This is a genomic window from Paenibacillus sp. OK060 (assembly GCF_900101205.1).
Lineage (GTDB): Bacteria > Bacillota > Bacilli > Paenibacillales > Paenibacillaceae > Paenibacillus > Paenibacillus marchantiae.
The window spans coordinates 343,786-367,356 of the sequence record NZ_FNFR01000001.1; the positions used below are offsets into that span (position 1 = coordinate 343,786).

The 23,571-nt window shown below is 45.2% G+C and carries 25 protein-coding genes; all 25 read left to right on the plus strand.

Going from position 1 to position 23,571, the window contains the following annotated elements; translation table 11 throughout:
* Window positions 1–2: 2 nt before the first annotated feature.
* The 25 genes from fliQ to rseP all read left to right on the plus strand — a co-directional run bounded on the left by fliQ (window position 3) and on the right by rseP (window position 23,533).
* Entirely contained in the window at window positions 3–272 is a 270-nt protein-coding gene (gene fliQ, locus BLS14_RS01500) for a flagellar biosynthesis protein FliQ (protein WP_024630226.1), read from the plus strand.
* Between the two features lie 10 nt (window positions 273–282).
* Complete coding sequence (gene fliR, locus BLS14_RS01505; RefSeq protein ID WP_063566399.1) at window positions 283–1,071, plus strand: flagellar biosynthetic protein FliR; 789 nt, start codon at window positions 283–285, stop codon at window positions 1,069–1,071.
* A 23-nt stretch (window positions 1,072–1,094) separates the two neighbouring features.
* Window positions 1,095–2,177, plus strand: coding sequence for a flagellar biosynthesis protein FlhB (gene flhB / locus BLS14_RS01510; RefSeq protein WP_063566398.1), 1,083 nt, complete (start codon window positions 1,095–1,097; stop codon window positions 2,175–2,177).
* A 25-nt stretch (window positions 2,178–2,202) separates the two neighbouring features.
* Window positions 2,203–4,236, plus strand: coding sequence for a flagellar biosynthesis protein FlhA (gene flhA, locus BLS14_RS01515; RefSeq protein WP_063566397.1), 2,034 nt, complete (start codon window positions 2,203–2,205; stop codon window positions 4,234–4,236).
* Window positions 4,233–5,588, plus strand: coding sequence for a flagellar biosynthesis GTPase FlhF (gene flhF / locus BLS14_RS01520; protein WP_090949113.1), 1,356 nt, complete (start codon window positions 4,233–4,235; stop codon window positions 5,586–5,588). The genes flhA and flhF overlap by 4 nt, the downstream gene beginning before the upstream one ends.
* On the plus strand, window positions 5,585–6,472 hold the full coding sequence (locus BLS14_RS01525) for a MinD/ParA family protein (protein ID WP_063566395.1): 888 nt from the start codon (window positions 5,585–5,587) through the stop codon (window positions 6,470–6,472). Before flhF ends, BLS14_RS01525 begins: the two co-directional genes overlap by 4 nt.
* Before the next feature lie 33 nt (window positions 6,473–6,505).
* Window positions 6,506–7,942 (plus strand): protein-glutamate methylesterase/protein-glutamine glutaminase, encoded by a 1,437-nt coding sequence (locus BLS14_RS01530; protein WP_063566394.1) that lies wholly within the window; start codon window positions 6,506–6,508, stop codon window positions 7,940–7,942.
* Window positions 7,943–7,974: 32 nt separating this feature from the next.
* Window positions 7,975–10,050, plus strand: coding sequence for a chemotaxis protein CheA (locus tag BLS14_RS01535; RefSeq protein WP_063566393.1), 2,076 nt, complete (start codon window positions 7,975–7,977; stop codon window positions 10,048–10,050).
* Between the two features lie 42 nt (window positions 10,051–10,092).
* Window positions 10,093–10,554 (plus strand): chemotaxis protein CheW, encoded by a 462-nt coding sequence (locus BLS14_RS01540; RefSeq protein WP_063566392.1) that lies wholly within the window; start codon window positions 10,093–10,095, stop codon window positions 10,552–10,554.
* Between the two features lie 37 nt (window positions 10,555–10,591).
* The gene (locus tag BLS14_RS01545; protein ID WP_090807429.1) at window positions 10,592–11,185 is read left to right on the plus strand and encodes a chemotaxis protein CheC; all 594 of its coding nucleotides are present in this window, start codon (window positions 10,592–10,594) and stop codon (window positions 11,183–11,185) included.
* Entirely contained in the window at window positions 11,178–11,675 is a 498-nt protein-coding gene (locus BLS14_RS01550; RefSeq protein ID WP_063566391.1) for a chemotaxis protein CheD, read from the plus strand. Before BLS14_RS01545 ends, BLS14_RS01550 begins: the two co-directional genes overlap by 8 nt.
* Before the next feature lie 3 nt (window positions 11,676–11,678).
* A complete protein-coding gene (locus tag BLS14_RS01555; protein WP_064639054.1) occupies window positions 11,679–12,122 on the plus strand; it encodes a hypothetical protein in 444 nt (147 codons plus the stop codon).
* Window positions 12,123–12,137: 15 nt separating this feature from the next.
* Window positions 12,138–12,926 carry a FliA/WhiG family RNA polymerase sigma factor gene (locus BLS14_RS01560; RefSeq protein ID WP_072732409.1) on the plus strand — a complete coding sequence of 263 codons (789 nt, stop codon included), beginning with the start codon at window positions 12,138–12,140 and terminating at the stop codon, window positions 12,924–12,926.
* 74 nt (window positions 12,927–13,000) lie between these two features.
* On the plus strand, window positions 13,001–14,410 hold the full coding sequence (locus BLS14_RS01565) for a DUF342 domain-containing protein (protein WP_064639052.1): 1,410 nt from the start codon (window positions 13,001–13,003) through the stop codon (window positions 14,408–14,410).
* 52 nt (window positions 14,411–14,462) lie between these two features.
* Window positions 14,463–14,777: a hypothetical protein gene (locus tag BLS14_RS01570; RefSeq protein WP_090949115.1), complete on the plus strand. Its 315-nt coding sequence runs from the start codon at window positions 14,463–14,465 to the stop codon at window positions 14,775–14,777.
* Between the two features lie 66 nt (window positions 14,778–14,843).
* On the plus strand, window positions 14,844–15,416 hold the full coding sequence (locus BLS14_RS01575) for a DUF6115 domain-containing protein (protein WP_063566387.1): 573 nt from the start codon (window positions 14,844–14,846) through the stop codon (window positions 15,414–15,416).
* Between the two features lie 3 nt (window positions 15,417–15,419).
* Window positions 15,420–16,052 carry an endolytic transglycosylase MltG gene (locus BLS14_RS01580; RefSeq protein WP_090949117.1) on the plus strand — a complete coding sequence of 211 codons (633 nt, stop codon included), beginning with the start codon at window positions 15,420–15,422 and terminating at the stop codon, window positions 16,050–16,052.
* A gap of 241 nt (window positions 16,053–16,293) precedes the next feature.
* Entirely contained in the window at window positions 16,294–16,992 is a 699-nt protein-coding gene (rpsB, locus tag BLS14_RS01585) for a 30S ribosomal protein S2 (protein WP_017689155.1), read from the plus strand.
* 115 nt (window positions 16,993–17,107) lie between these two features.
* A complete protein-coding gene (gene tsf, locus BLS14_RS01590; protein WP_017689154.1) occupies window positions 17,108–17,758 on the plus strand; it encodes a translation elongation factor Ts in 651 nt (216 codons plus the stop codon).
* 232 nt (window positions 17,759–17,990) lie between these two features.
* On the plus strand, window positions 17,991–18,719 hold the full coding sequence (pyrH, locus tag BLS14_RS01595) for a UMP kinase (RefSeq protein WP_024630245.1): 729 nt from the start codon (window positions 17,991–17,993) through the stop codon (window positions 18,717–18,719).
* On the plus strand, window positions 18,719–19,273 hold the full coding sequence (gene frr, locus BLS14_RS01600; protein ID WP_063566385.1) for a ribosome recycling factor: 555 nt from the start codon (window positions 18,719–18,721) through the stop codon (window positions 19,271–19,273). The genes pyrH and frr overlap by 1 nt, the downstream gene beginning before the upstream one ends.
* 89 nt (window positions 19,274–19,362) lie before the next feature.
* On the plus strand, window positions 19,363–20,130 hold the full coding sequence (locus BLS14_RS01605) for an isoprenyl transferase (protein WP_063566384.1): 768 nt from the start codon (window positions 19,363–19,365) through the stop codon (window positions 20,128–20,130).
* A 16-nt stretch (window positions 20,131–20,146) separates the two neighbouring features.
* Window positions 20,147–20,941, plus strand: a complete 795-nt coding sequence (locus tag BLS14_RS01610) for a phosphatidate cytidylyltransferase (RefSeq protein WP_063566383.1) — start codon at window positions 20,147–20,149, stop codon at window positions 20,939–20,941.
* Between the two features lie 67 nt (window positions 20,942–21,008).
* The gene (locus BLS14_RS01615) at window positions 21,009–22,148 is read left to right on the plus strand and encodes a 1-deoxy-D-xylulose-5-phosphate reductoisomerase (protein WP_090949118.1); all 1,140 of its coding nucleotides are present in this window, start codon (window positions 21,009–21,011) and stop codon (window positions 22,146–22,148) included.
* Window positions 22,149–22,261: 113 nt separating this feature from the next.
* On the plus strand, window positions 22,262–23,533 hold the full coding sequence (gene rseP / locus BLS14_RS01620; protein ID WP_063566381.1) for an RIP metalloprotease RseP: 1,272 nt from the start codon (window positions 22,262–22,264) through the stop codon (window positions 23,531–23,533).
* Window positions 23,534–23,571: the final 38 nt, after the last annotated feature.

The following is a 23,571-nucleotide window of genomic DNA, read 5'->3' on the forward strand; positions in this document are numbered from 1 at the left end:
TCATGACTTCGGAGTTTATTATCGGTCTGGCCGGGAAAGCGGTCTATACTTCACTGCTGGCCAGCGCACCCATGCTTATTCTAGCTCTGGTTGTAGGACTCATTATCAGTGTGTTTCAGGCAACCACTCAAATTCAGGAGCAAACCCTGGCCTTTGTGCCTAAAATCATTGCTGTACTTCTGGCAGTACTTTTGTTTGGTCCTTGGATATTGAATATACTGGTCGATTTCACGTATAACATTCTCGATAATTTATACAGATACATAGGGTAGGCTGTTGCAGATGGAGACATTGTTGCAAAGTTTTCCTGTCGCTCTGCTTATGTTTTGTCGAATAGCATCATTTTTTGTAACTGCGCCGGTCTTCTCGGCTCGGAATGTGCCGAATTCTCTTAAAATTGGTTTATCGGCATTCGTAACCTTTACGGTGTATATGGTATACGGCATAGACCAGGTTGTACCTACAGATCTGAGTTATATCCTGCTGGTTATCCGAGAGATATTGATTGGCTTGCTCTTAGGCTTTGTTGCTTATCTGTTAATGACGGCTATACAGACCGCAGGAACCTTTATTGATCTTCAGATTGGTTTTGGTATGGCCAACGTATATGATCCAATGACAGGCGCTTCTGCACCACTTACAGGTAACTTCAAATATGCTTTTGCGGTATTGCTCTTTCTGACAATGAACGGACATCATTATCTGCTCGATGCCATTGTATACAGTTATCGCTGGATTCCGTTGTCGAATGTATTCTTTCTACGATTGGCAGATGGAAGTATTGCTGAATTTTTGGTGCGTACCTTAGGTCAATCATTTATGTTGGCTTTTCAGATGTCTGCGCCGATTGTAGTTGCTCTGTTTTTGACAGATGTAGGATTGGGATTCTTGGCGAAGACGGCTCCCCAATTTAACGTATTTGCCGTCGGAATGCCACTGAAAGTACTCGTAGGGCTTGCTATTTTGCTTTTGCTGGTTCCCAGTTTTGCCTTTGTGTTTAGTCAATTGTTCGAAGTAATGTTCAGATCCATGGAAAACTTGCTTGGGACCATTGGACAGAGGCCGGGCTGAGTGAAACGGAGGACAAGATTCGAATGAAATATCAACTCGACCTCCAGATGTTTGCGGGGGAAAAAACAGAGAAGGCTACCCCGAAAAAAAGACAGGATACGCGAAAAAAAGGACAGGTTGTCAAAAGTATGGAGCTGTCCGGCGCATCCATTCTCCTATTCACGTTTTTGATCATGATGATGTTCAGTAACTTTTATAAAGAACGAATAGTTCGACTGTTTACGGACATCTTCATAAATCGACTCAGTATGGAGATCACGGGGGAGAATGTTGTCGCTCTGATGATGCGATATGGTATCGAGATAATGCTGTTGCTTGCTCCTGCTTTGCTAGGTGCGGTACTTGTTGCGTTAATCGTTAATTACATGCAGGTTGGTTTTCTTCTTGTAGGGGAAGGTTTGAAGCCAAAACTTGAGAAGTTGGATCCGATCAAAGGGTTCAAAAATATTTTTTCTCTCCGTTCTTTGGTGGAATTCGCTAAATCGATTCTAAAAATGTCAATTATCGGTTTTCTCGTTTACAGTACAATCACAAGTTACCAATCAGATATTGCTTCACTATCACATTTTTCACTGGATGCTATTCTTCATTTTGCTGCTTCGATTACCTTAAACTTGGGAATTAAAATTGCCGTAGCACTCCTGGTACTTGCAGTATTCGATTACATGTATCAGAAGTATGATTATGAGAAAAACATTCGGATGTCCAAGCAAGACATCAAGGACGAATACAAAAAAATGGAAGGTGACCCACTGATCAAGGGGAAAATCAGGGAGCGTCAGCGTCGTATGGCTGTTCAGCGTATGATGCAGGAAGTTCCCAAAGCGGATGTGATTATCACCAACCCAACTCACTTTGCCGTTGCGCTTAAGTATGAAGGCTCGGAGATGGAAGCGCCGCAGATTATAGCCAAAGGTCAGGATTACGTCGCCTTACGTATTAAGGAAATTGCCAAAGAGCACGGTGTCATTACAATGGAAAACAAGCCGCTGGCACGGGCATTGTTCCAGAGAGCCGAGATTGGTGACGCCATACCGGCTGATTTGTTTCAAGCGGTAGCCGAAGTGCTGGCTTATGTATATAAATTAAAGGGCAGAACGAAATAACAAGGGATCGGAGGCCGTACATTCATTGAAAACAAAAGATATAGCTGTCCTTGCGGGTATCATCGGCATCGTGTTGATGATGATTCTCCCGATCCCAACCTGGTTGTTGGATATGTTGCTTGTCATCAATATCTCAATTGCACTGATGATATTGCTTGTTGCAATGAACAGCAAAGAGGCACTGCAATTTTCCATCTTTCCTGCATTGTTGCTGATCACGACGTTGTTTCGATTAGCACTCAATATATCGACAACGAAACTGATTCTGGGAGAAGGAGACGCAGGTTCGGTAGTCGCTACCTTTGGTAGCTGGATAGCTGGTGGACAGATCGCAATTGGATTCATTGTGTTTCTGATTCTCGTCGTGGTTCAATTTATCGTTATAACGAAGGGATCAGAGCGTGTAGCTGAAGTCGCAGCACGATTCACCCTCGATGCGATGCCTGGTAAACAGATGAGTATTGACGCAGATTTGAATGCTGGTCTGATCAACGAGCAGCAAGCACGTGAACGTCGTTCCAAAATTGAACGCGAAGCTGACTTCTACGGCGCCATGGATGGAGCGAGTAAATTTGTAAAAGGAGACGCTATTGCGAGCATCATTATTCTCCTGATTAATCTCATTGGTGGATTTATCATCGGAATGACGGTTCATGGTCTCGATTTTGCAGAATCACTGTCTACCTACTCTGTGTTAACGATCGGGGATGGACTGGTAAGCCAGATTCCTGCACTCCTGATATCTACAGCAGCAGGTCTTATTGTGACTAGAGCATCATCGGAAGGGAATTTGGCCGATGACATTACGGGACAATTGTTTACATACCCGACGCTCCTTTATATTGTAGCTTTTGTAATAGCAATGCTCGGTTTTTTCACACCGATTCATATTATTACAACGTTGCCGCTTGCAGGTTTGCTGGCTTTTGCTGGATGGAGGATGCAGAATAATCTGAATCAGAAGCAAGAGGCAGAGGAGCAAATGGAAGAGGAGCAGCAGATTGAAGAAGTTAGAAGTCCGGAGAGTGTAATCAACCTTCTTCAGGTTGACCCTATTGAGTTTGAATTTGGTTACGGTTTGATTCCTCTGGCAGACAACCAGCAGGGCGGAGACTTATTGGATCGGATCATTATGATTCGTAGGCAATGTGCTCTTGAACTGGGGTTAGTCGTTCCGGTTATCCGGATTCGGGATAATATCCAATTAAGACCGAATGAATATGTTATCAAAATTAAGGGTAATGTTGTTGGCGGCGGAGAACTGTTGTTGAATCATTATCTGGCCATGAGTCCGGGTTATGAAGAAGAATCTGTTACAGGGATTGAAACGACAGAGCCAGCTTTTGGCCTTCCAGCCTTATGGATAGATGAAGTAACCAAAGACAGAGCTGAACTTGCAGGATATACAGTTGTAGATCCTCCTTCAGTAGTAGCCACACATCTGACTGAATTGATTAAGAAGCATGCGCATGAGTTACTTGGCAGACAAGAAACGAAAGCACTTGTGGATAATCTCAGAGAGAATTATGCTGCGCTGGTGGATGAACTCATCCCATCCGTCCTGTCCATCGGAGATGTACAGAAAGTACTCGCCAAGTTGTTGCGTGAGAAAGTTTCCATTCGTGATATGGTTACAATCTTCGAGACACTGGCGGACTACGGAACGTATACCAAAGACCCGGATGTGCTGACGGAATACGTGAGACAATCCCTATCTCGTCAGATTACCCAGCAATTCTCCCAAAAAGGGGAGACGCTCAGAGTAATAACTGTTGGACCTGGTCTAGAGAAGAAAATTGCTGAGAGTGTACAGCAATCGGATCAAGGCAGTTACCTTGCATTAGATCCAGCTTCAACACAAAGTGTATATCAAAAGTTGACTGAACAAGTTAATCGATTGATCCAGTCGGGCCAGCAGCCTGTTGTATTAACTTCTCCAACCATTCGTATGTATCTGCGTCAGGTGATTGAACGCACCATGCAGGATATACCAGTTCTTTCCTATAGTGAGTTGGAGCCGAATGTTGAAATCCAAAGTGTCGGGGTGGTGAACTTATGAGAGTAAAACAATACGTCGTTGAGACCATGCCCGAAGCTATGCTTCAAATTCGCAAAGACCTGGGAAGTGATGCCGTCATTCTGTCCACCAAGGAAATCAAGGTGGGCGGTGTGCTGGGGATGTTCCGTAAGAAAAGGATCGAAGTTGTAGCAGCAGTGGATAAGGAAGAAAAAAAACAGGCAACAAAGCAAGTGCAAAACCAATTTACACCCGTACCTCGCGCATTTGTACCTGAAGCATATCGACAAACGGCTCGTTCGTTTGTCGTTGCTTCTGACGAATCGGCTGCGAGTATCGCTGAAAAAAATGTGCAAGAGAAAACTACGGATGCCACAGCTGTGTCTGAATCGAGTAAACTCGGTTCAGACATGAGCAACGGCAGATCTTTTTTGAGTATCGAGCATAAACCGCGACCGCAAGGGGCGGATTTTTCGGGTTTAACATCTGCCAGTGGGCAGCAGGAGCAGGCGAACGATCCGCAGCAGGGCCAACTGATGTCTGAATTGCAGGAGCTCAAACTGATGATGACCAAGTTGTCTAAGCAAGGAGCTTCGGCAGATCCGTTACCAGAGGAGTTCCACGCTCTTCGAGAAAGGTTGATGGAGCAAGACATTTGGCCAGAAGTATGGGAATCTTGGTTTGACGTTGTTCAGACGAAGCTCTCTGAAAAAGAATTAGATGAAGCAGAAGCCGTTCAAGCAGTTCAATTAGAAATATCACATTTTTTGGAGAAACGTATCGACGTGGGTATTTTGCCAACTACACGCATTGTATATGTAGCTGGGCCAACTGGCGTTGGTAAAACAACGACTATTGCCAAGCTGGCGGCTGAACAGATGTTCAACAATCAGCGAAAGGTAGGGTTCATCACTTCGGATACTTATCGTATCTCAGCGGTAGAACAACTTAGAACGTACGCATCCATTTTAAATGTCCCGCTAGAGGTCGTACAGTCCCCAGGTGATACACAACGTGCAATCTCCCGTCTTGAGGAATGTGATCTAATCTTCATGGATACAGCCGGAAGAAACTACAGAAATGAGTTGCTTGTTTCAGAACTGCAAAGCTTACTCGCGCCTGTGGAAAATAGTGAAACTTTTTTGGTTTTGAGCATGACTTCCAAAAGTGCCGATATGGTTCAAATAACGGAGCATTTCAGCAAATATGGGCTGGATAAGGTCATTTTTACGAAGATGGATGAGACCGGAAGCTGTGGCCCGATGTTTAACCTGCTGCATCGTTTTCCACTTAAACTTGCTTATGTGGCTAACGGACAAAATGTGCCGGATGATCTACTCAAGCCTGATGCGGATTCGCTGACCAAACAATTGTTAGGAGAGCTTGTACGATGAAGGACCAGGCAGCCTCACTCAGAAGTATGGTCTCCATGCCTAACGGAGTGGAGGGAAGAGGACGTGACTCACGCTCCTCCAAAATCATAACCGTTGCCAGTGGAAAGGGAGGGGTTGGTAAATCCAACTTTACACTTAACTTTGCACTGAGCTTACAGGCAATGGGGCAAAAGGTATTGGTGTTTGATGCAGATATAGGGATGGCGAATATTGATGTCCTAATGGGAACCTCTTCTCCTTATAATCTGTACCATCTGTTATACCGACAGAAATCCATACAGGAAATCATACAGCTTGGTGCAAGCGGGTTGCCTTATATCGCCGGAGGTTCGGGGATGAAAGAATTGTTCTCATTGTCAGATCGAGATCTGGAGTTTTTTGCTGGACAAGTTGAAGAGATTGCACAGGAGATGGACTATGTCATTTTTGATACAGGAGCAGGACTTTCCAGAGAAAATATGAAATTTATCGGTGCAGCCGATGAATGCCTGATTATCACCACACCTGAACCGACTTCAATAACCGATGCTTATGCTTTAGTTAAAGTTATGCATGGCCAGGAAAATGCCACACCCTTTCGGATGATCGTTAACCGGGCTGAAGACCAGCAAGAGGCGGAACGGGTGGCGGATAAAATAGCTGGAGTGGCAAAGAGATTTTTACAGATCGATATCCCGCTGCTTGGATATATTTCCGAAGATGCTCAGGTTGTAAAGGCAGTTAAAAGGCAAGTGCCATACAGTCTGGCATATCCGAATGCAAAAGCTTCCAGGGATATAGAGAAACTCGCACATCACTATTTGGCTGTACCTGCTGCTCCGGGATCCGAAACCTTGACAGGAATCAGAGGATTTATGAAAAAGTGGCTAAAGCGGACAACATGATTTCTGAATAAAGGAAACAGGGGTGGAAACAACATGGCGGTGTATCAAGTATTGGTTGTCGATGATTCCGCTTTTATGCGTAAAATTGTTTCGGATTTAATTGAAACAGATTCGGAGTTTAAGGTTACGGCAACAGCATCAAATGGTAAGGAAGCTATTCAAAAAGCAATAGATTTGAAGCCCGATGTCATCACAATGGACGTTGAGATGCCTGAAATGAATGGATTGGACGCATTAAAATCGATCATGAAGCAATCTTTCGTCCCGGTGATTATGCTCTCGGGTATCAATGAACAAGGCATGAAAGAGACCATCATGGCGCTCGAGGCCGGTGCGTTTGACTTCATTCGTAAGCCATCGATTGTGCATGATCAGGATATTGCCCAAGTGGGTAAAGCATTGGTTGAGCGGATGCGAGCAGCTATGGATGAAATCAAGCGAAAAGCCGATCGTGAAGCATCGATGAAGAAACGGGATGAAGCTCAGAGCAAACTGCTGCAACAGTCCCAGCGAGTTCAGGTTGATCCACCTCCTTTACAAGACCGAAAAGGTGCTTTGAAGAAAAAAATAGAACCTGCCCAGCCAGGAGCACGATTTGGCAGTGGACAAACTGATTCCTTACGAGCAAAACCGAAGCAACCTACTGTTCCACTGACGAAGCAGAATACGGGACATCTGGACAAAAAGTTGGAGCCTTTGCGAGATTCAAATCGAGCTTCGAATGCCAGTACTGACAGAATAGCTAAGGCAAACAAGCCAACGCAATCTCCCAAGGAAAACCGTTTGTCTTCTCGATTGGCAGAACAGGAGACAGCTGCAGCTTCAGCTGAACCATCCAAAGATATTGCCAAGGTAATTCCGTCTCATAAGGGAGCAGGAGGACCGGAAGGATCATTTAACAAACTTGTGGCTATTGGTTGTTCAACTGGGGGACCGAGAGCCCTCAAAACTTTGCTGGAACAACTGCCAGGTGATTTACCTGCTCCAGTCATTATTGTTCAGCATATGCCGCCCAACTTTACCCGATCCCTTGCCCAGCGATTGAATACGTTCAGTGAACTGCATGTGGTTGAAGCTGAGGAAGGCATGGTTCTACGAAAAGGAACGGCCTATATTGCTCCTGGCGGCTTTCATGTCAAAGTCAACAAAACTGCAGATGGAAGGTTCACCATAAAGCTGACAGAGGAAGAACCAGTCAATGGACACAGGCCTTCAGTCGATACAATGTTTGAGTCGCTGCTGCCGTACACGTCATTGCAAAGACATCTGGTTTTACTGACAGGGATGGGCAGTGATGGCGCTCGTATGATGAAAAAATTGTATGAAGCGGGTGTCACTTCAACCTTTGCAGAGAATGAAGAAACTTGTGTTGTGTATGGTATGCCGCGTTCTGCTGTAGAGCTGCAATGCGTGCGTCATCTTCTGCCATTGCAGGAGATTGCGCCTAAACTTGTTCAAGCTGTGAAATAAACGGAGTTAACTCATGGAGGAGGTGCCTCACAATGGACATGAATCAATATTTATCTATGTTTATTGATGAGTCTAATGATCATCTGCAGTCCCTTAACGAAAATATGCTTCAACTCGAAGGCAGTCCGGAGGATCTGGGAATTGTTCAGGTCATATTCCGCTCTGCTCATACGTTGAAGGGTATGGCTGCTACAATGGGTTTTGAGGATTTGGCATCATTGACGCACAAAATGGAAAATGTGCTGGATCTGGTGCGCAACGAAAAGTTGAAAATGCAGGATTTCATTTTTGATACCCTGTTCAAGAGTTTGGATGCTTTGGAAACAATGGTTCAGGATATTACCGAAGGCGGAGAGGGTAAAGCGGATGTTTCCTCCATCGTAGCTTCTCTCCAAGCCATTGAGAGTGGTGAATGGACGGGAGGTACTGCTCCCGTAGCCGCAGTAAACCAATCACCAAGTACAGCAACACCAAGTGCGGTTGAACTGGACGAATTCCAGTACTCCGTATTGGATCAGTCCATAGCCGAAGGCCACCGTGTGCTCTATGTTGAAGTTCTTGTCAGCGAGCAGAGCCAGCTGAAGGGCGTACGTGCTTATATGGTCTTTGATCTATTAGAACGCTCGGGTGAGGTTGTTAAATCGTTCCCAACAGTTCAGGATATTGAGCAAGAGAAGTTTGAGCGCAGTTTCTCGTTGTATTACATAACGACCAAAGAGGCGCAGGAACTTGAAAAAGGTATTATGAGCATCTCAGAAATTGAGAGTGCCAAAGTCATTCAGCTGGATCAAGAGACTCTTCAGCAGATGACCAATCAGGCAGCGGCAACAGCTGAAGTGGAAGCTGCACCTGTTCCTGCTCCAGTAGAAGCATCATCGGAACCGAGTTCTTCATCGAAAGAAGAACCAAAGAAACCAGTAGCCACCAAAACAGCTGCACCAAAACAAGCTGCTACACCTTCACGTACCATCCGTGTGGATATAGAACGTCTGGATGTACTGATGAACTTGTTCAGCGAGTTACTGATCGATCGTTCACGACTGGAGCAGTTGGCCAGCGAGACGGGTAATAATGATTTATCGGATACGGTAGCTCATCTGAGCAGAGTCAGTACAGATTTGCAAAATATTGTACTGAAATTGCGGATGGTTCCTGTGGATACGGTATTCAACCGTTTCCCGCGTATGATTCGTGACCTGGCTAAAACACTCGACAAAAAGATCGATCTGGTCATTACGGGTGCCGAAACGGAACTTGATCGGACGGTAATTGATGAGATCGGCGATCCGCTGGTGCATTTGCTGCGTAATGCAGTTGACCATGGTGTTGAATCGATCGCAGAGCGTGTGGCAGCTGGTAAACCTGAATTGGGAACAGTTAATCTTCGGGCTTTCCACAGCGGAAATCATGTATTTATTGAAATCGAAGATGATGGTAAAGGCATTTACCGCGATAACCTTTTGAGAACAGCGGTCAAACGTGGGGTTGTTACCGAAGAACAAGGTGCCAAGATGAGCGATGATGAAGTGAACCAGTTATTGTTTGCACCAGGCTTCAGTACCGCTGATAAAATCTCGGATATCTCCGGCCGTGGAGTAGGATTGGATGTTGTGAAATCCAAAATCACTTCTCTTGGTGGTAATGTAACCATTCATTCGACACCGGGTAAAGGCACCAACTTCTCTGTTCAGTTACCATTGACCCTGTCCATTATCGCTGCGATGCTTGTTCGACTTGGATCCGAGAAATACGCCGTTCCTTTGTCTTCCATTGTAGAGACAGCCATTGTACAACGCGAACAGGTTCGTAATATTCATGGCAATAAAATGATTACGTTCCGTGAGTCTCTAATTCCGTACCTGTCATTGAGCGAAGTTTTCGGAGTGCCTGATTTCAATGATGCGAACGAACAAGAAACTGAGATCGTGGTCATTCGCAAAGGTGAACGTCTTGCAGCTGTAGCCGTTGAAGAATTTATTGGGCAGAGTGAGATTGTTCTTAAATCGATGGGTACTTATCTTCCTTCCATTGAAGGGATCTCTGGTGCAACGATTCTGGGAGATGGTCAAGTAGCTCTGATTCTTGACCCTAATGCATTTATTAAATAAGCACACAAGATAAGTCTTACATTTAATAGGGAGGTTTTTTCCATGGAAGAAGAGTTGAAAGTCATTGTCTTTAAATTAGGTTCCGAAGAGTACGGTATTGAAGTAGACAAGGTTCAGACGATTGAGCGTATGATGCCTATTACCCGTGTACCTAAGACCTTCTCTTTTGTAAAAGGAGTTATTAACTTACGTGGTGTTGTTATTCCCGTCATTGATCTACGTGGTCGATTCTCTTTGCCAGAAACAGAATACACCGATCAAACTCGTATTGTCATTGTAGGTGTGGACGATATGCAAGTTGGCTTTATCGTTGACTCTGCCAATGATGTTATTGACATCAAGCGTGACGCTATTGATAGTCCGCCTGAAGTGGTTGGTGGAGTTAAAGCAAGATACCTGCGCGGTGTAGCCAAGCTGGAGGATGCGCGCTTGTTGATTATGCTTAACCTAAACGAAGTATTAAATAAAAGCGAGGTTGTACAGCTGGAAAGTATTGAGGGCTAACACCGTGGAACTGTTCAACCGATTTGAGGGATTCCAAATGGATGTGCTCAAAGAGGTCGGTAACATTGGAGCAGGCAACGCCGCAACGGCGTTGTCTCAGCTTCTCAATAGACCGATTGACATGGGTGTGCCTACAGTACAGATGCTTCCTTTTGAAGAAGTTGCTGAAAAAGTGGGCGGAGATGAACGTATAGTTGTTACTGTATTTCTTCGTGTTGAAGGCGAAGCACCAGGCAATCTGTTCTTTATGATGGCACCTGAGGCTGCCAAAATGCTGCTGAACCGGCTTGCTGGTTTTGATTTGAAGGAAGGTCTTGCATTCACGGAAATGGAACAGTCGGCTCTATCCGAAATCGGGAATATATTGGCCGGTTCATACCTTTCTTCTTTGGCAGATTTCACGAAACTATCTATGTATCCGACCGTTCCCGGACTTGCTATTGATATGGCAGGTGCCATTTTGAGTTATGGTCTGTTGCAGTTTGGTGAAATGGGCGACGATGCATTATTGATTGACACTTCTTTCTTTGAAGGTGAAGATCAGGTAGAGGGTCAATTTTTCCTGATTCCGGATCCGCCTTCATTTGCTAAGATATTTGAATCTCTAGGGGTGCCACTGGATCATGATTGAGGACAAAAGCGTCGTTAAAGTCGGTATGGCGGATTTGAACATTGCTCATCTACCCGGCGTAATCCGTACGACTGGCTTGGGCTCTTGTGTGGGATTAACGATGTATGATCCGCATTTGAAGCTTGCCGGAATGGCGCATGTCATGCTCCCCACTTCAGAGATAGCTCGTGAAGGAACGTTGAACAAAGCCAAATATGCGGATACGGCATTGCCGGAATTGTTACAAAGAATGATACAACTCGGTGCATCTCGTTCACGTATTGTGTCCAAAATGGCTGGAGGGTCTCAGATGTTTGCCTTCGCGGGGGCAGGAGATACAATGCGTATCGGACCGAGGAATGCGGATTCTTGTCGGGAATGGTTAGAAAAGCTTGGGATTCCACTTCTTGCCGAAGATACCGGTGGGAATTACGGACGAACGATTGAAATGGACTGTGAAACTGGACTTTTGACTATTCGAAGTGTCCAAATGGGTGTAAAGGAACTATAAGACATGATAGGAAACTACCGTATTAATCTTGGAGCAGGCATAGTCGGATTTATTCTGACCTTTTTTGTAGCATACAGCAGCAATGTGTTGATGACCAGCTTAATACGCGGGTTGATCGGCTTTGTAGCCTGGTTTGTCCTTGCTTATGGTTTACGCTGGGGACTGGGATTGCTGCTGAACCCTTCATCAGAGGGGAATGGGTATGGTTATGATTCACCGGGCGCTCAAGAACTAAGAGGTTCACAGGTGGACATTAAACTCGAAGACGATGGACAAGAGCTGAACGACTTGCTCAAACATGGACAGAACGCCTCCTCTGGGGAGAACCTTCCACCATCTGAGACGAAAGCTCCAACGGGATTTGCCCCTTTGGATCCGCCTAAACTTGTCCGGACCAAAGATCCGGAGGAGTTGGCGCAGGCCGTTCGTCACCTGACAGACAAATAAGGAGGGTGAAAGCAATTGAACGAGCGTAAAGCTTCACATTTGAACCATGCTGACTTGTGGGAAAAGTGGAAAGAACAAGGCGATCTTGAAGCCAAGAAAAGTTTGATCGAAAAATATCTTCATATTGTAAACTATGTATCCGGGCGTTTGGCTGTTGGTCTGCCCAAAAATGTCCCGAAAGATGATCTGGAGAGCAATGGAGTTATGGGATTGATTGATGCGTTGGAGAAATTTGACTATGAACGTGGTCTTCAATTTGAGACGTACGCATCCTGGCGGGTGCGCGGTGCAATCCTTGATGGTTTGCGTCAGGGAGATTGGGTTCCTCGTTCTGTGCGTGAGAAAGCGAAGCGGATTGAAGATGCTTACCAGCAACTAGAGCAGACATATTTGCGCTCTGTTAGTGACGAAGAAATGAGTCAATATCTCGACGTGTCTACGAAAGACTTTCAACATATGCTTCAGGAAGTGGCTGTTATGTCGCTTTGCTCTCTGGAAGACCCGATTCGTGAAGAAGAGTCTGAGACTCGACTTTCATTAATGGTCGATGAAAAAGCCAAAAACCCGGATTATAAAGTAAATGAATTCTACTTAAAAGAAGCTTTAGTGCAAGGGCTTGAAAAATTGACTGTCAAAGAGAGAACGGTTGTTTCACTTTTATATTATGAAGATCTTTCTCTTAGCGAGATTGCTGAGGTAATGTCTCTTTCTCCGTCACGTATCTCGCAGCTGCACTCAAAGGCCATCTTACGGTTACGTGGAACATTGGATAAACAGAAAGACTTGCTTATGCGTAAAGATTAATATAGTAATATATGAATAGAGAGCTTTAACATTGGATATTGGGGAGTGGAAAGTCTAAAGGGGGAAGAAATGCATTGACACAGCAGACTGTTTTGGAACAGTGTTTGAGCATTGTTTTATCAGATGATAAAAGTACGGCCTACCTTGAATTTTCCAAACAGGAAGAAGGTTTTACCTGTACACCGGATGAACTCGAAAAATTTATAGCGAGTCAGGGTATTAAGTATGGTGTGCTGCGCGAAGCGTTGCTTGTTTTTGTGAGTCATCCTGAGACTTATGTGAAGGATCAATACAAGATTGCCGAAGGTATTAAACCAGTACCGGGAACGAATGGCTTTATTAAAGTGCTAGTGGGCATGGACGATTCCAATGAACGGCGACCTTTGGAAGCAGAGAACGGAACAGTCGATTACAAAGAAGTGACTCGCTTAAACAATGTTCGAACAGGTCAAATCATTGCCGAACGAATTCCTCCTGTGGACGGCACGGTGGGAAGGGCTGTAACAGGTGAAGAAATACCATTTCGTCCAGGGAAAGAAGCACGCTTCAAAGTGGGGAAAAATGTTGTCGTTAACCCTGATGGATCTGCTATGTATGCCGCCCTGGATGGATTGGTTACCAAAACAGACGGCAACAAATTGAATGTGTTTCCGGTATACGAGGTCAATGGCGATGTGGATTATAACACCGGTAACATCGATTTTGTGGGTACAGTTGTCATTCGCGGCAATGTGCTTACCGGATTTAAAGTAAAAGCGGCAGGGGATATACGTGTCGTCGGAGGTGTCGAGGGAGCGGAGCTGGAAGCAGGTGGCTCTGTCGAAATTACCGGCGGTATTATTGGTTATAACAAAGGGCTTATACAAGCAGGACATAATGTGAAATGTACCTTTATTCAAGAAGGCAACGTCGATGCGGCTGAAAATGTCCTGGTATCCCAAAGTATTATGCATTCCACGATTCGTGCAGGTCATGCGGTAATCTGTGAAGGCACCAAAGGACTTATCGTTGGCGGGTCGATCCAGGCTGGAGAAAACGTCTCAGCACGCGTCGTCGGCAACAGTATGTCTACTGTGACTTCCATTGAAGTAGGGGTATTGCCTAAGCTCCGTAATGAGTTGAGTGACTTGCGTAAGGAAGTCAGAGAGCAGATGGATGCTTTGGATAAAACGAAAAAAGCTTTGACATTATTGGATCAGTTAGCTGCTGCAGGCCAACTGAGCCCGGATAGAATGTCCATGCGAATCAAACTGAGTGCTACACAAAAATCTGCCCTTCGTCTTAGCGAGGAAACCAAAACACGTATCTTTGAAATTGAGAAGGTTCTTGAAGATACAAGCAGGGCTCGCGTTGATATTCATAAGATGATTTATGGAGGCTCTAGAATAGTTATCGGCAGATACACCAAATTTATTAAAGATCCGGTAAGTCGAATATCTTTTTATTATCATGATGGGGATATAACAATGGTTCCATTCGTTTAAGTACAGCATTCAAGCACATGAAGAAATCCATTCGATACCGAGAGGTGAGCGTATGAGTTTCAAAGCGGTTGAATTGCAGATTGCCGTACCTAGAACAAGTGAGGCGGGGCGTTATCAGAATGAAGCCCAGCAGAGACCGGTCATTGACCAGACCCTGCTAGCGGAACAAACGGCCAAAGAAGCAATTGAAGCAAGGCAACGAAGCGAGGCGCTGGATGAAACAGCGCACACAGATGTACCCGATGGTCAATCTAGAAACAAAGAGCAGCAGAGCGGCTCCAACGAACCTGAAGCTACTTCAGCGCTGGAAACTGTCAAACCTGCCGAGCATCCATACAAAGGAAAACATATTGACCTGTCGTTGTAATGGATGACATGTGACTCACATATAGTCTTGAGCACCGATGGCTGCATTAAAAGGAGAGAACCCAATTTGTCACCATGGATTATTATTGTCATATTAGGAGCCTGCGCAATTGCATATGCGCTTATCATGCCCAAGAAAAACAAAGTGCAGGAGCCTGGGCATCACCTGGTGCAAGAGATGGAATCTACGCTTGAACATTATATGGCTGAGATAGAAAACGACAATGATGCTCTCATTCAGCGTGTTGCTGAAATGAAGGGTGAGGCGACGGCGGCAGATCAGCGTATGCAATCACAGCTTCAGGAATTACAGCGGAGGCTGGATCAACTGGAAGAAAGTAAAACCACAGAAGCAGACGCATCCTCCAATATAATTCCGGTACATAGCACAAGCGGATTGCAAGCTCAAGCGCTTGTAGACAGTGTGCGAGCAGATTCGGCCCAACAGGTGTCAGAAGCAGAAGAGCAGACCTCTGAACAAGAATCTACGCCTCTACGTGAATCCATTAAGGACCGATATGCAGAGTTGTTTAATTTATATGCCGAAGGAAAGTCAGTGGATGCTATTGCCAAGCAGACGGGCATACAACGTGGAGAAGTACAGCTGATTTTGCAGCTGGCAGAACGGGAGGAGAGCTAACAGATGGACAAGCGCTCCTTATGGATTGGACTTGGAAGTGGCATGATTGTTGGTGCGGTATTGCTGCAGCTGGCAATGGTTGGACAAAACGCATTGTCTGAGAGTAGTCTCGACCCCGAGCTGGCTACAGCCAACCTGACGAAGGAACAGCTGGAAGCGGCCGCCAAGAGCATGGATATGAAGCTTGTATCTTCTGATGATGAGCTTTATACAGAGGCTGAGTGGGTAAATAAGAAGAAACAGGAAAGCAGTGAACTACAGGGAAAAACGGCAACGGCACCTGAAGCCACAGATTCTGCTGTGAAACCGGAGCAACCCGACAATCCAAAGCAACCTGTCAACAATGAAAGCGACAAACAGAACGAAGTCACTCAGCCAGAGACGATCGAGCCGTCAACTCCTAACAGTCCCGAAGTTGCGGCTACCGTATCTTTCAAAGTACGTTCAGGAAACAGTCTGGCCATTGTGGCGGGGAATTTGGAGAAAGCCGGTATTGTAGATAGTGCACAAGCTTTTATTAAGGCTGGCAGAGCAGAGCGAATTAATACCAAAATACAAGTCGGGACCTATGACTTGGAAAAAGGCGAAAGTTTCAAATCTATTATTGCCAAGATTACAAAAGAACCGTCAAACTGAGTGCGCTCAGGCAGGGCGGTTTTTTTTGTATAAATAATGACAAGTTTTGTGTCGCCATGAAGGAACGGAAATTTGCTTTGAAAGACTGTTGCATCAGGCAATCAGTTATGCTATATTAGATAACGGTGTTAAAACACACGCATGTGCTAATTTTGTTGAGGGTGCTTTCCTGATGGAGAGTCTTGGCGAAAAATGATGCCGGCGGAGGACACAATAAAACCATATTAGGAGGTGTGTGAAGATGGCAGTAATCTCCATGAAGCAGCTTCTCGAAGCTGGGGTACACTTCGGTCACCAAACTCGTCGTTGGAACCCAAAAATGGATCGTTATATCTTCACTGAAAGAAACGGAATTTACATCATCGATTTGCAAAAAACGGTGAAAAAAGTCGAAGAGGCTTACAATTTCGTTAAAGGAATCGCAGGAGAGAATGGTAAAATTCTTTTCGTGGGTACTAAGAAACAAGCTCAAGATTCCGTTAAAGAAGAAGCTGAACGTGCTGGTCAATTCTACATTAACCAACGCTGGCTCGGCGGTACCCTGACTAACTTCCAAACTATTCAAAAACGTATTGATCGTTTGAAACAGTTGGAAGCTTGGGAAGAAGACGGTACATTCGCTGTATTGCCTAAAAAAGAAGTAATCTTGCTTCGCAAAGAAAAAGATCGTCTGGAGAAATTCTTGGGCGGTATTAAAAATATGAAAGGCCTGCCAAGCGCCCTGTTCATCATCGATCCACGCAAAGAGCGTATCGCTGTTGCGGAAGCTCGCAAATTGGGTATCCCAATTGTAGGTATCGTTGATACTAACTGCGATCCGGACGAGATCGATTATGTTATCCCAGGTAATGACGACGCGATCCGCGCTGTTAAATTGCTGACAGGTAAAATGGCTGACGCAGTAATCGAAGCTAACCAAGGCGAAGAAACTTCCGCTTAATAGATTCGAACATATGTTATAAACTAAATGAAAAGGGTGGTTGGCAGGTGGATAACCTCTCACTGCCCTTTTTTTAGAGTGTACGTACAATACTTAATGTTGGAGGGAATTTATAATGGCAGTTAATGCGAGTGCAGTAAAAGAACTTCGCGAAAGAACGGGCGCTGGTATGCTCGATTGTAAAAAAGCACTGGAAGAAGCAAACGGTGATGTAACAAAAGCAGCTGAATTGTTGCGTGAGAAAGGTCTTTCTGCAGCAGCAAGCAAAGCAGGCCGTGCAGCAACTGAAGGCGTTGTAGAATCTTACATCCACGCTGGTGGACGCATTGGTGTCTTGGTTGAAGTTAACTGTGAAACTGACTTCGTTGGTAAAACGGATCAATTTAAGGATTTCGTTAAAGATGTAGCTATGCAAATCGCTGCAGCTAATCCTAAATTCGTTAAACGCGAAGAAGTTCCTACAGATGAGCTGGAAAAAGAAAAAGAAATCCTGAAAGCTCAAGCTCTTAATGAAGGCAAACCAGAGAAAATCATTGAAAAAATGGTTGAAGGCCGTATCGGTAAATACTACGAAGAGTACTGCCTGATGGAACAAACTTTCGTTAAAGATCCAGACAAAACGATCTCCCAATTGCTGAACGAAAAAATCAGCCAAATTGGTGAAAATATCTCCATCCGTCGTTTCGTTCGTTACGAACTGGGTGAAGGTCTTGAGAAAAAAGTAGACAACTTCGTAGAAGAAGTAATGTCCCAAGTAAACAAATAAGACGGTTTTACTAAACCGGCAAGCAGGATTGATTTTCGAAGATATAAGAATGATGAAACTTCGAAGCGTAAACTCCCTTATATCTCAGGAAAACAGTGCCTTACCGGTTAAACGTTTTTCCTAAAAGAGCGGAACACAACTGTGTTCCTTTCTTTTTAAGCAGGAGGCCATGCGCGAGGAGTTTTGTTGGTTGAACATCGAGGGTGTTCAATTCAAAGTGGAGGGTGAATAATTGGAACAGCCAGTATTTAAACGTGTTGTCTTAAAGGTCAGCGGAGAGTCTCTTTCCGGTCAAAATGGCTACGGTATTGATGCAGAGACGATCTCGTCGATTGCCCAGCAAGTAAAAGAAGTAGTTGAACTAGGTGTACAGGTTGCTATCGTATGCGGCGGCGGAAACATCTGGCGCGGAATTGCCGGTAGCGAAAACGGCATCGATAGAGCAACTGCCGATTATATGGGGATGCTGGCGACGGTTATGAACTCGCTCGCCCTGCAAGATGCACTGGAACAGATTGAAGTGCCTACACGCGTACAGACATCGATTGCCATGCAACAAATTGCAGAGCCTTATATTCGTCGTAGAGCTATTCGTCATCTGGAGAAAGGCCGGGTTGTTATTTTTGCAGCAGGTACAGGTAACCCGTTCTTTTCCACGGATACAACAGCAGCACTGCGCGCAGCGGAGATTGAAGCAGAAGTTATCTTGATGGCCAAAAATAAAGTCGATGGTGTATACTCAGCAGATCCGTTTAAGGACAGTACAGCTGTGAAATTTGATCAGTTGACTTACATGGATATTCTTAACAAAGACCTTGGTGTAATGGATTCGACGGCATCCTCGCTTTGTAAGGACAACAACATCCCGTTGATCGTATTTGCCATTACGGAACAAGGTAACATCAAGCGTGTTGTTCTGGGTGAACGTATCGGAACAATCGTTAAAGGGAGTGTAGATTAATGCCACAAGCGGTTAAACAACATGCCGAAGAGCGTATGGAAAAAGCAATTCAAGCATTGCGTCGTGACCTGGCTACTTTGCGTGCAGGCCGTGCAACTCCAGCTCTTCTGGACCGAGTTCAGGTAGAGTATTATGGGGCTATGACGCCATTGAATCAACTCGCTAATATCAGTACTCCGGATTCCCGTACACTGATGATTCAACCTTGGGACAAATCTTCCATGGGTGATATCGAGCGTGCCATCATGAAATCGGATCTGGGTCTTACTCCAGCCAATGATGGTAGCATGATCCGTTTGTCTATTCCGGCATTGACGGAAGAACGCAGAGCGGAACTTGTGAAGCTGACGAAGAAGTTCGGTGAAGAAGGTAAAGTAGCGATTCGTAACATTCGCCGTGATGCGAATGATGACATTAAGAAAATGGAGAAGTCAGACATTTCCGAGGATGAATCCCGGAGACATCAGGACGATATCCAAAAATCGACCGACAAGTTTATTGCTGAAGTCGATAAGGTACTCGCTGCCAAAGAAAAAGAAATCATGGAAGTGTAAGACAAGCGCAGCCCCTCCAATACGGTGGGGTTTTGTCTCTTTTTCCAAGCTTCAGATGAAGAAACTTCAGGGATTTTGGAGGAACAGGAATGATCAAACGGGTTCGGTCGTGGTGGAATGGGGCTGACAAGCAGGAAACGCTGACTATATCCGAGGATAATATCCCGCAGCACGTCGCCATCATTATGGACGGCAATGGACGATGGGCGAAACGTTTGGGTCTCCCACGAATAGCTGGCCACCAGAATGGGATGAAGGCGGTCAAACGTGCGACCATCGCGGCGGATGAACTGGGCATCAAATATCTGACGATGTACGCTTTTTCGACAGAAAACTGGACGCGTCCAAAAGAAGAAGTGGATTTTCTGATGCGGCTTCCGCAAGAATTTTTGGCGATAGAGCTGGATGAGCTTATAGAAAAAAATGTACGGATCCGCATGATGGGCCAGGAGGAGCACTTGCCTTCCCATACTATTAATGCTTTGCGTGAAGCTATTCGTCTTACGGAACATAACACAGGGCTTGTTTTGAATTTTGCAATGAACTACGGAAGTCGTCGCGAAATGACGGACTGTGTCAAACAGATCGCTCTGCAGGTAAAGTCGGGGGAACTATCGGCAGACGACATTACGCCTGAACTCATTGACAGACATATGCTCACTGGAGATATGCCTGATCCGGATTTGCTGATCCGGACGAGCGGAGAGTTGAGATTAAGCAATTTCATGCTTTGGCAGCTTGCATATAGCGAATTATGGTTTACGGATATATACTGGCCCGAATTTGGCAAAAAGCATTTGCTTGAAGCAGTAGCCGAATATCAGCGCAGAACAAGGCGTTACGGCGGTTTGAAATAGATGGAGGATGAAGCCGTTGAAACAGCGATTAACGACAGGAATCATAGCAGGTGTATTGTTTTTGGGTTTTTGCATGCTGGGCGGACCCTGGTACCATGGCTTGGTACTGCTTATGGCTCTCATCGGTTATTATGAATTTGTAAAAATGACCGGGGTACAGCCTTTTTCAGGTGTAGCCCTAATCGGTTATGCAGGTATCTTTGCGATTGTGTTTCCTTGGGAAATGGTTTGGGAAGCCAGACCACTAACGTTATTCCAGATCGGATGGCTTGTGATGCTTGTATTAATGACGGCCTCTGTGGTAACTAAAAACAAGATTCCTGTAAACACTGTTGCCATGCTCTTTCTTGGAGTAATGTATATTGGGATCGGTTTTTATTACATCGCGGAATCGAGACATTTGCATCATGGGTTGTTCTGGACGTTTCTGCTTCTGGGCTCCATATGGGCAAGTGATGCAGGTGCATATTTTGTAGGGAAACTTATCGGGAAGAACAAACTTTGGCCGTCGATCAGTCCTAACAAAACGGTGGAAGGTGCACTGGGTGGTGTTGTGATCGCGGTAGTCACTTCTGTTGTTTTTGCATTGGTGTCAGACGGCTTGTTGTCTTGGCAAAGAGCGGTATGGATTGGAATTGCATGCGCGGTTGTAGGACAAATGGGAGATCTGATTCAATCTGCTTACAAACGTGTGTATAACATCAAAGATTCCGGCACTTTGCTCCCGGGGCATGGCGGTATTCTGGATCGATGCGACAGCTGGATTGTCGTTTTTCCATTCGTACATATACTAATGCTTCTGCCCTATTAAAAATGAGCACAAGCCATATGACGAACTATTCGTCATAGGCATTGGATAAATAAAGATGAGGTGCAGCATGAAAAAAATTGCGATTCTCGGGTCAACCGGTTCCATTGGAACTCAGACACTGGATGTAGTCGATATGCATCCCGAACGCTTTCAAGTAGAGGGACTGGCTGCTGGGAGCAATATAGAGGTGCTGATTGAGCAAGCAAAGCGTTATCGACCCAAAAAGGTATCAGTTGGCTCAAAAGAGTTAGCAGAGACCGTGGCACCGCACTTACCTGTCGAAACACAGCTTTTTTATGGCAAAGAAGGACTGGTTGAAGTTGCTGCCGGAACGGATGCAGATACCGTTGTTACTGCTGTAATGGGGAGTGTTGGGCTTGAGTCGACCCTGGCTGCTATTGATGCAGGCAAACAGATCGGACTGGCTAACAAAGAGACGCTAATTACAGCAGGACATATTGTTACTGCCAGAGCGGCTGCGAAAGGGGTACCGATTCTGCCTGTGGATAGTGAGCACTCGGCTATCTTCCAATGCTTGAATGGTGAACCTCGTGAACGTGTGATGGGAATTACACTTACGGCCTCTGGAGGATCATTCCGTGATTTGACTCGTGAACAGCTAAAGGAAGTTACTGTAGAAGATGCACTCAAACATCCGAATTGGTCCATGGGATCGAAGATCACGATAGACTCTGCAACGATGGTGAATAAAGGTCTGGAAGTTATTGAAGCGCATTGGCTTTTTGGACTAAGTTATGATCAGATTGATGTATTGCTTCACCCGGAGAGCATCATTCATTCCTACGTGGAGTTTAATGATACGAGCATTATTGCGCAGCTTGGCAATCCGGACATGCGCGTTCCCATTCAGTATGCACTGACCTATCCAGACCGCTTACCATCGCCTTCACAACGTCTCTCCCTAACGCAAGTGGGCAAGCTGCATTTCCGTGAGATGGATATGGAACGGTTCCCTTGTTTAAGAATGGCATACGAGTGTGGTAAAATGGGGGGAACCGCAACAACGGCGTTTAATGCAGCCAACGAGGTTGCCGTAGCGCGTTTCTTGCGTAAAGAGATTTCGTTCCTTAAAATAGAGGATATTATTGCTTCTGTGCTGGAAGCACACCGCAATGTGGACGAGCCTGATCTGGAGGAAATCGCAAGAAGTGATCAGGAGAGCCGTCAACTTGCGTTCAGTCTGTAATCTCTTTTTTCAAGATAAAATGGAAGAAGTGATTCTCTTGTGCGGCATCAGAGAATAATGATAATCTAAAGGGACAGACTGCGGTTCGTGCCGTGAAGGAGGATGGATAGGGATTGGAAACCATACAAGTGGTATTTCTAACGGTGCTCATGTTCTTTGTCATCGTGACGGTTCATGAATGGGGACATTATTATTTTGCCAAACGCGCCGGTATTCTTGTACGGGAATTTGCGATCGGTTTTGGTCCCAAATTGTTCTCATATAAAAGAAACGAGACCCAGTTCACACTGCGTTTGCTGCCTTTTGGCGGATATGCACGTATGGCTGGGGAAGACCCGGAACTGGTAGAAATTCAAGAAGGTCAGACCATTGCAGTAAGGTCGGCTGATGACCAAGTCAAAATGATCTACCTCGATCAATTGGATAATCGCAAAAATGTAATTCGTGGTGAAGTGATCTCTATTGATATGGAGAATGCATTGAAATTGCAACTCGATGTGGATGGTGAAATTCAGCAGTACCGGATACATCCGCAAGCGATGTTGGTTAGTCGTGGAAAACAAACCCAGATTGCACCGAAAGATCGCCAATTTGGCAGTAAAACGGTGGGTCAGCGGGCAATGGCGATTTTTGCCGGACCACTCATGAATTTCATCCTGGCATTTGTTTTATTTGCAGTCTATGCACAAATGGCTGGGGTTCCAGTTGAAAATCCGAAAAATCTGGAAATTGGTGAAGTGCTTGAAGGTGGAGCTGCCTACCAGGCGAATTTGCAAAAGGGAGATATCATTGAGACGATCAATGGTACTGCTATTGGTACGGATTCGCAAAAAATGGTGACGATGATTGCCGATTCCAAAGACAAACCGATGGAATGGACACTGCGTCGGGGGAATGAAACGTTTAATATAACGATCACACCTCGTGCAGTAGAAGGTCAAGAAGGCGGTAAGGTCGGAATTGTGCCAACACTGCCAACCCGATCTGTTGGATTTGTAGAAACCTTTAAAGTGTCAGGGATAGCGATGGTCGATACAACCAGAGTAATCTTTGAAGGCTTCAAACATTTGATCAATCAGTTTAACATGGATGATATTGGTGGTCCTGTGCGTACTTTTGAAGTAACAGGCCAAATTGCGAAGCAGGGTATTGAACAGTTGACGAGATGGGCAGCTATTCTGAGTCTGTACCTCGGTATTTTCAACCTGTTGCCGATTCCTGCGCTAGACGGAAGCCGTCTTGTATTCCTCGGAATTGAAGGTCTGCGAGGCAGACCTGTTGACCCCAACCGGGAAGGCATGGTTCATTTTGTCGGCTTCGCGATGTTGTTTGTACTGATGCTAGCAGTAACATACAATGATATATTACGATTAATTAACGGATAATTATGGTTTGACTACGCTCTGACTATTCAGAGATAGTC

Bases quoted from the DNA above. Each gene is read 5' to 3' on its own strand.
- fliQ (WP_024630226.1), top strand. From the start codon at position 3: ATGACTTCGGAGTTTATTATCGGTCTGGCCGGGAAAGCGGTCTATACT.
- fliR (WP_063566399.1), top strand. From the start codon at position 283: ATGGAGACATTGTTGCAAAGTTTTCCTGTCGCTCTGCTTATGTTTTGT.
- flhB (WP_063566398.1), top strand. From the start codon at position 1,095: ATGAAATATCAACTCGACCTCCAGATGTTTGCGGGGGAAAAAACAGAG.
- flhF (WP_090949113.1), top strand. From the start codon at position 4,233: ATGAGAGTAAAACAATACGTCGTTGAGACCATGCCCGAAGCTATGCTT.
- BLS14_RS01525 (WP_063566395.1), top strand. From the start codon at position 5,585: ATGAAGGACCAGGCAGCCTCACTCAGAAGTATGGTCTCCATGCCTAAC.
- BLS14_RS01530 (WP_063566394.1), top strand. From the start codon at position 6,506: ATGGCGGTGTATCAAGTATTGGTTGTCGATGATTCCGCTTTTATGCGT.
- BLS14_RS01535 (WP_063566393.1), top strand. From the start codon at position 7,975: ATGGACATGAATCAATATTTATCTATGTTTATTGATGAGTCTAATGAT.
- BLS14_RS01540 (WP_063566392.1), top strand. From the start codon at position 10,093: ATGGAAGAAGAGTTGAAAGTCATTGTCTTTAAATTAGGTTCCGAAGAG.
- BLS14_RS01545 (WP_090807429.1), top strand. From the start codon at position 10,592: ATGGATGTGCTCAAAGAGGTCGGTAACATTGGAGCAGGCAACGCCGCA.
- BLS14_RS01550 (WP_063566391.1), top strand. From the start codon at position 11,178: ATGATTGAGGACAAAAGCGTCGTTAAAGTCGGTATGGCGGATTTGAAC.
- BLS14_RS01555 (WP_064639054.1), top strand. From the start codon at position 11,679: ATGATAGGAAACTACCGTATTAATCTTGGAGCAGGCATAGTCGGATTT.
- BLS14_RS01570 (WP_090949115.1), top strand. From the start codon at position 14,463: ATGAGTTTCAAAGCGGTTGAATTGCAGATTGCCGTACCTAGAACAAGT.
- BLS14_RS01580 (WP_090949117.1), top strand. From the start codon at position 15,420: ATGGACAAGCGCTCCTTATGGATTGGACTTGGAAGTGGCATGATTGTT.
- rpsB (WP_017689155.1), top strand. From the start codon at position 16,294: ATGGCAGTAATCTCCATGAAGCAGCTTCTCGAAGCTGGGGTACACTTC.
- tsf (WP_017689154.1), top strand. From the start codon at position 17,108: ATGGCAGTTAATGCGAGTGCAGTAAAAGAACTTCGCGAAAGAACGGGC.
- frr (WP_063566385.1), top strand. From the start codon at position 18,719: ATGCCACAAGCGGTTAAACAACATGCCGAAGAGCGTATGGAAAAAGCA.
- BLS14_RS01605 (WP_063566384.1), top strand. From the start codon at position 19,363: ATGATCAAACGGGTTCGGTCGTGGTGGAATGGGGCTGACAAGCAGGAA.
- BLS14_RS01615 (WP_090949118.1), top strand. From the start codon at position 21,009: ATGAAAAAAATTGCGATTCTCGGGTCAACCGGTTCCATTGGAACTCAG.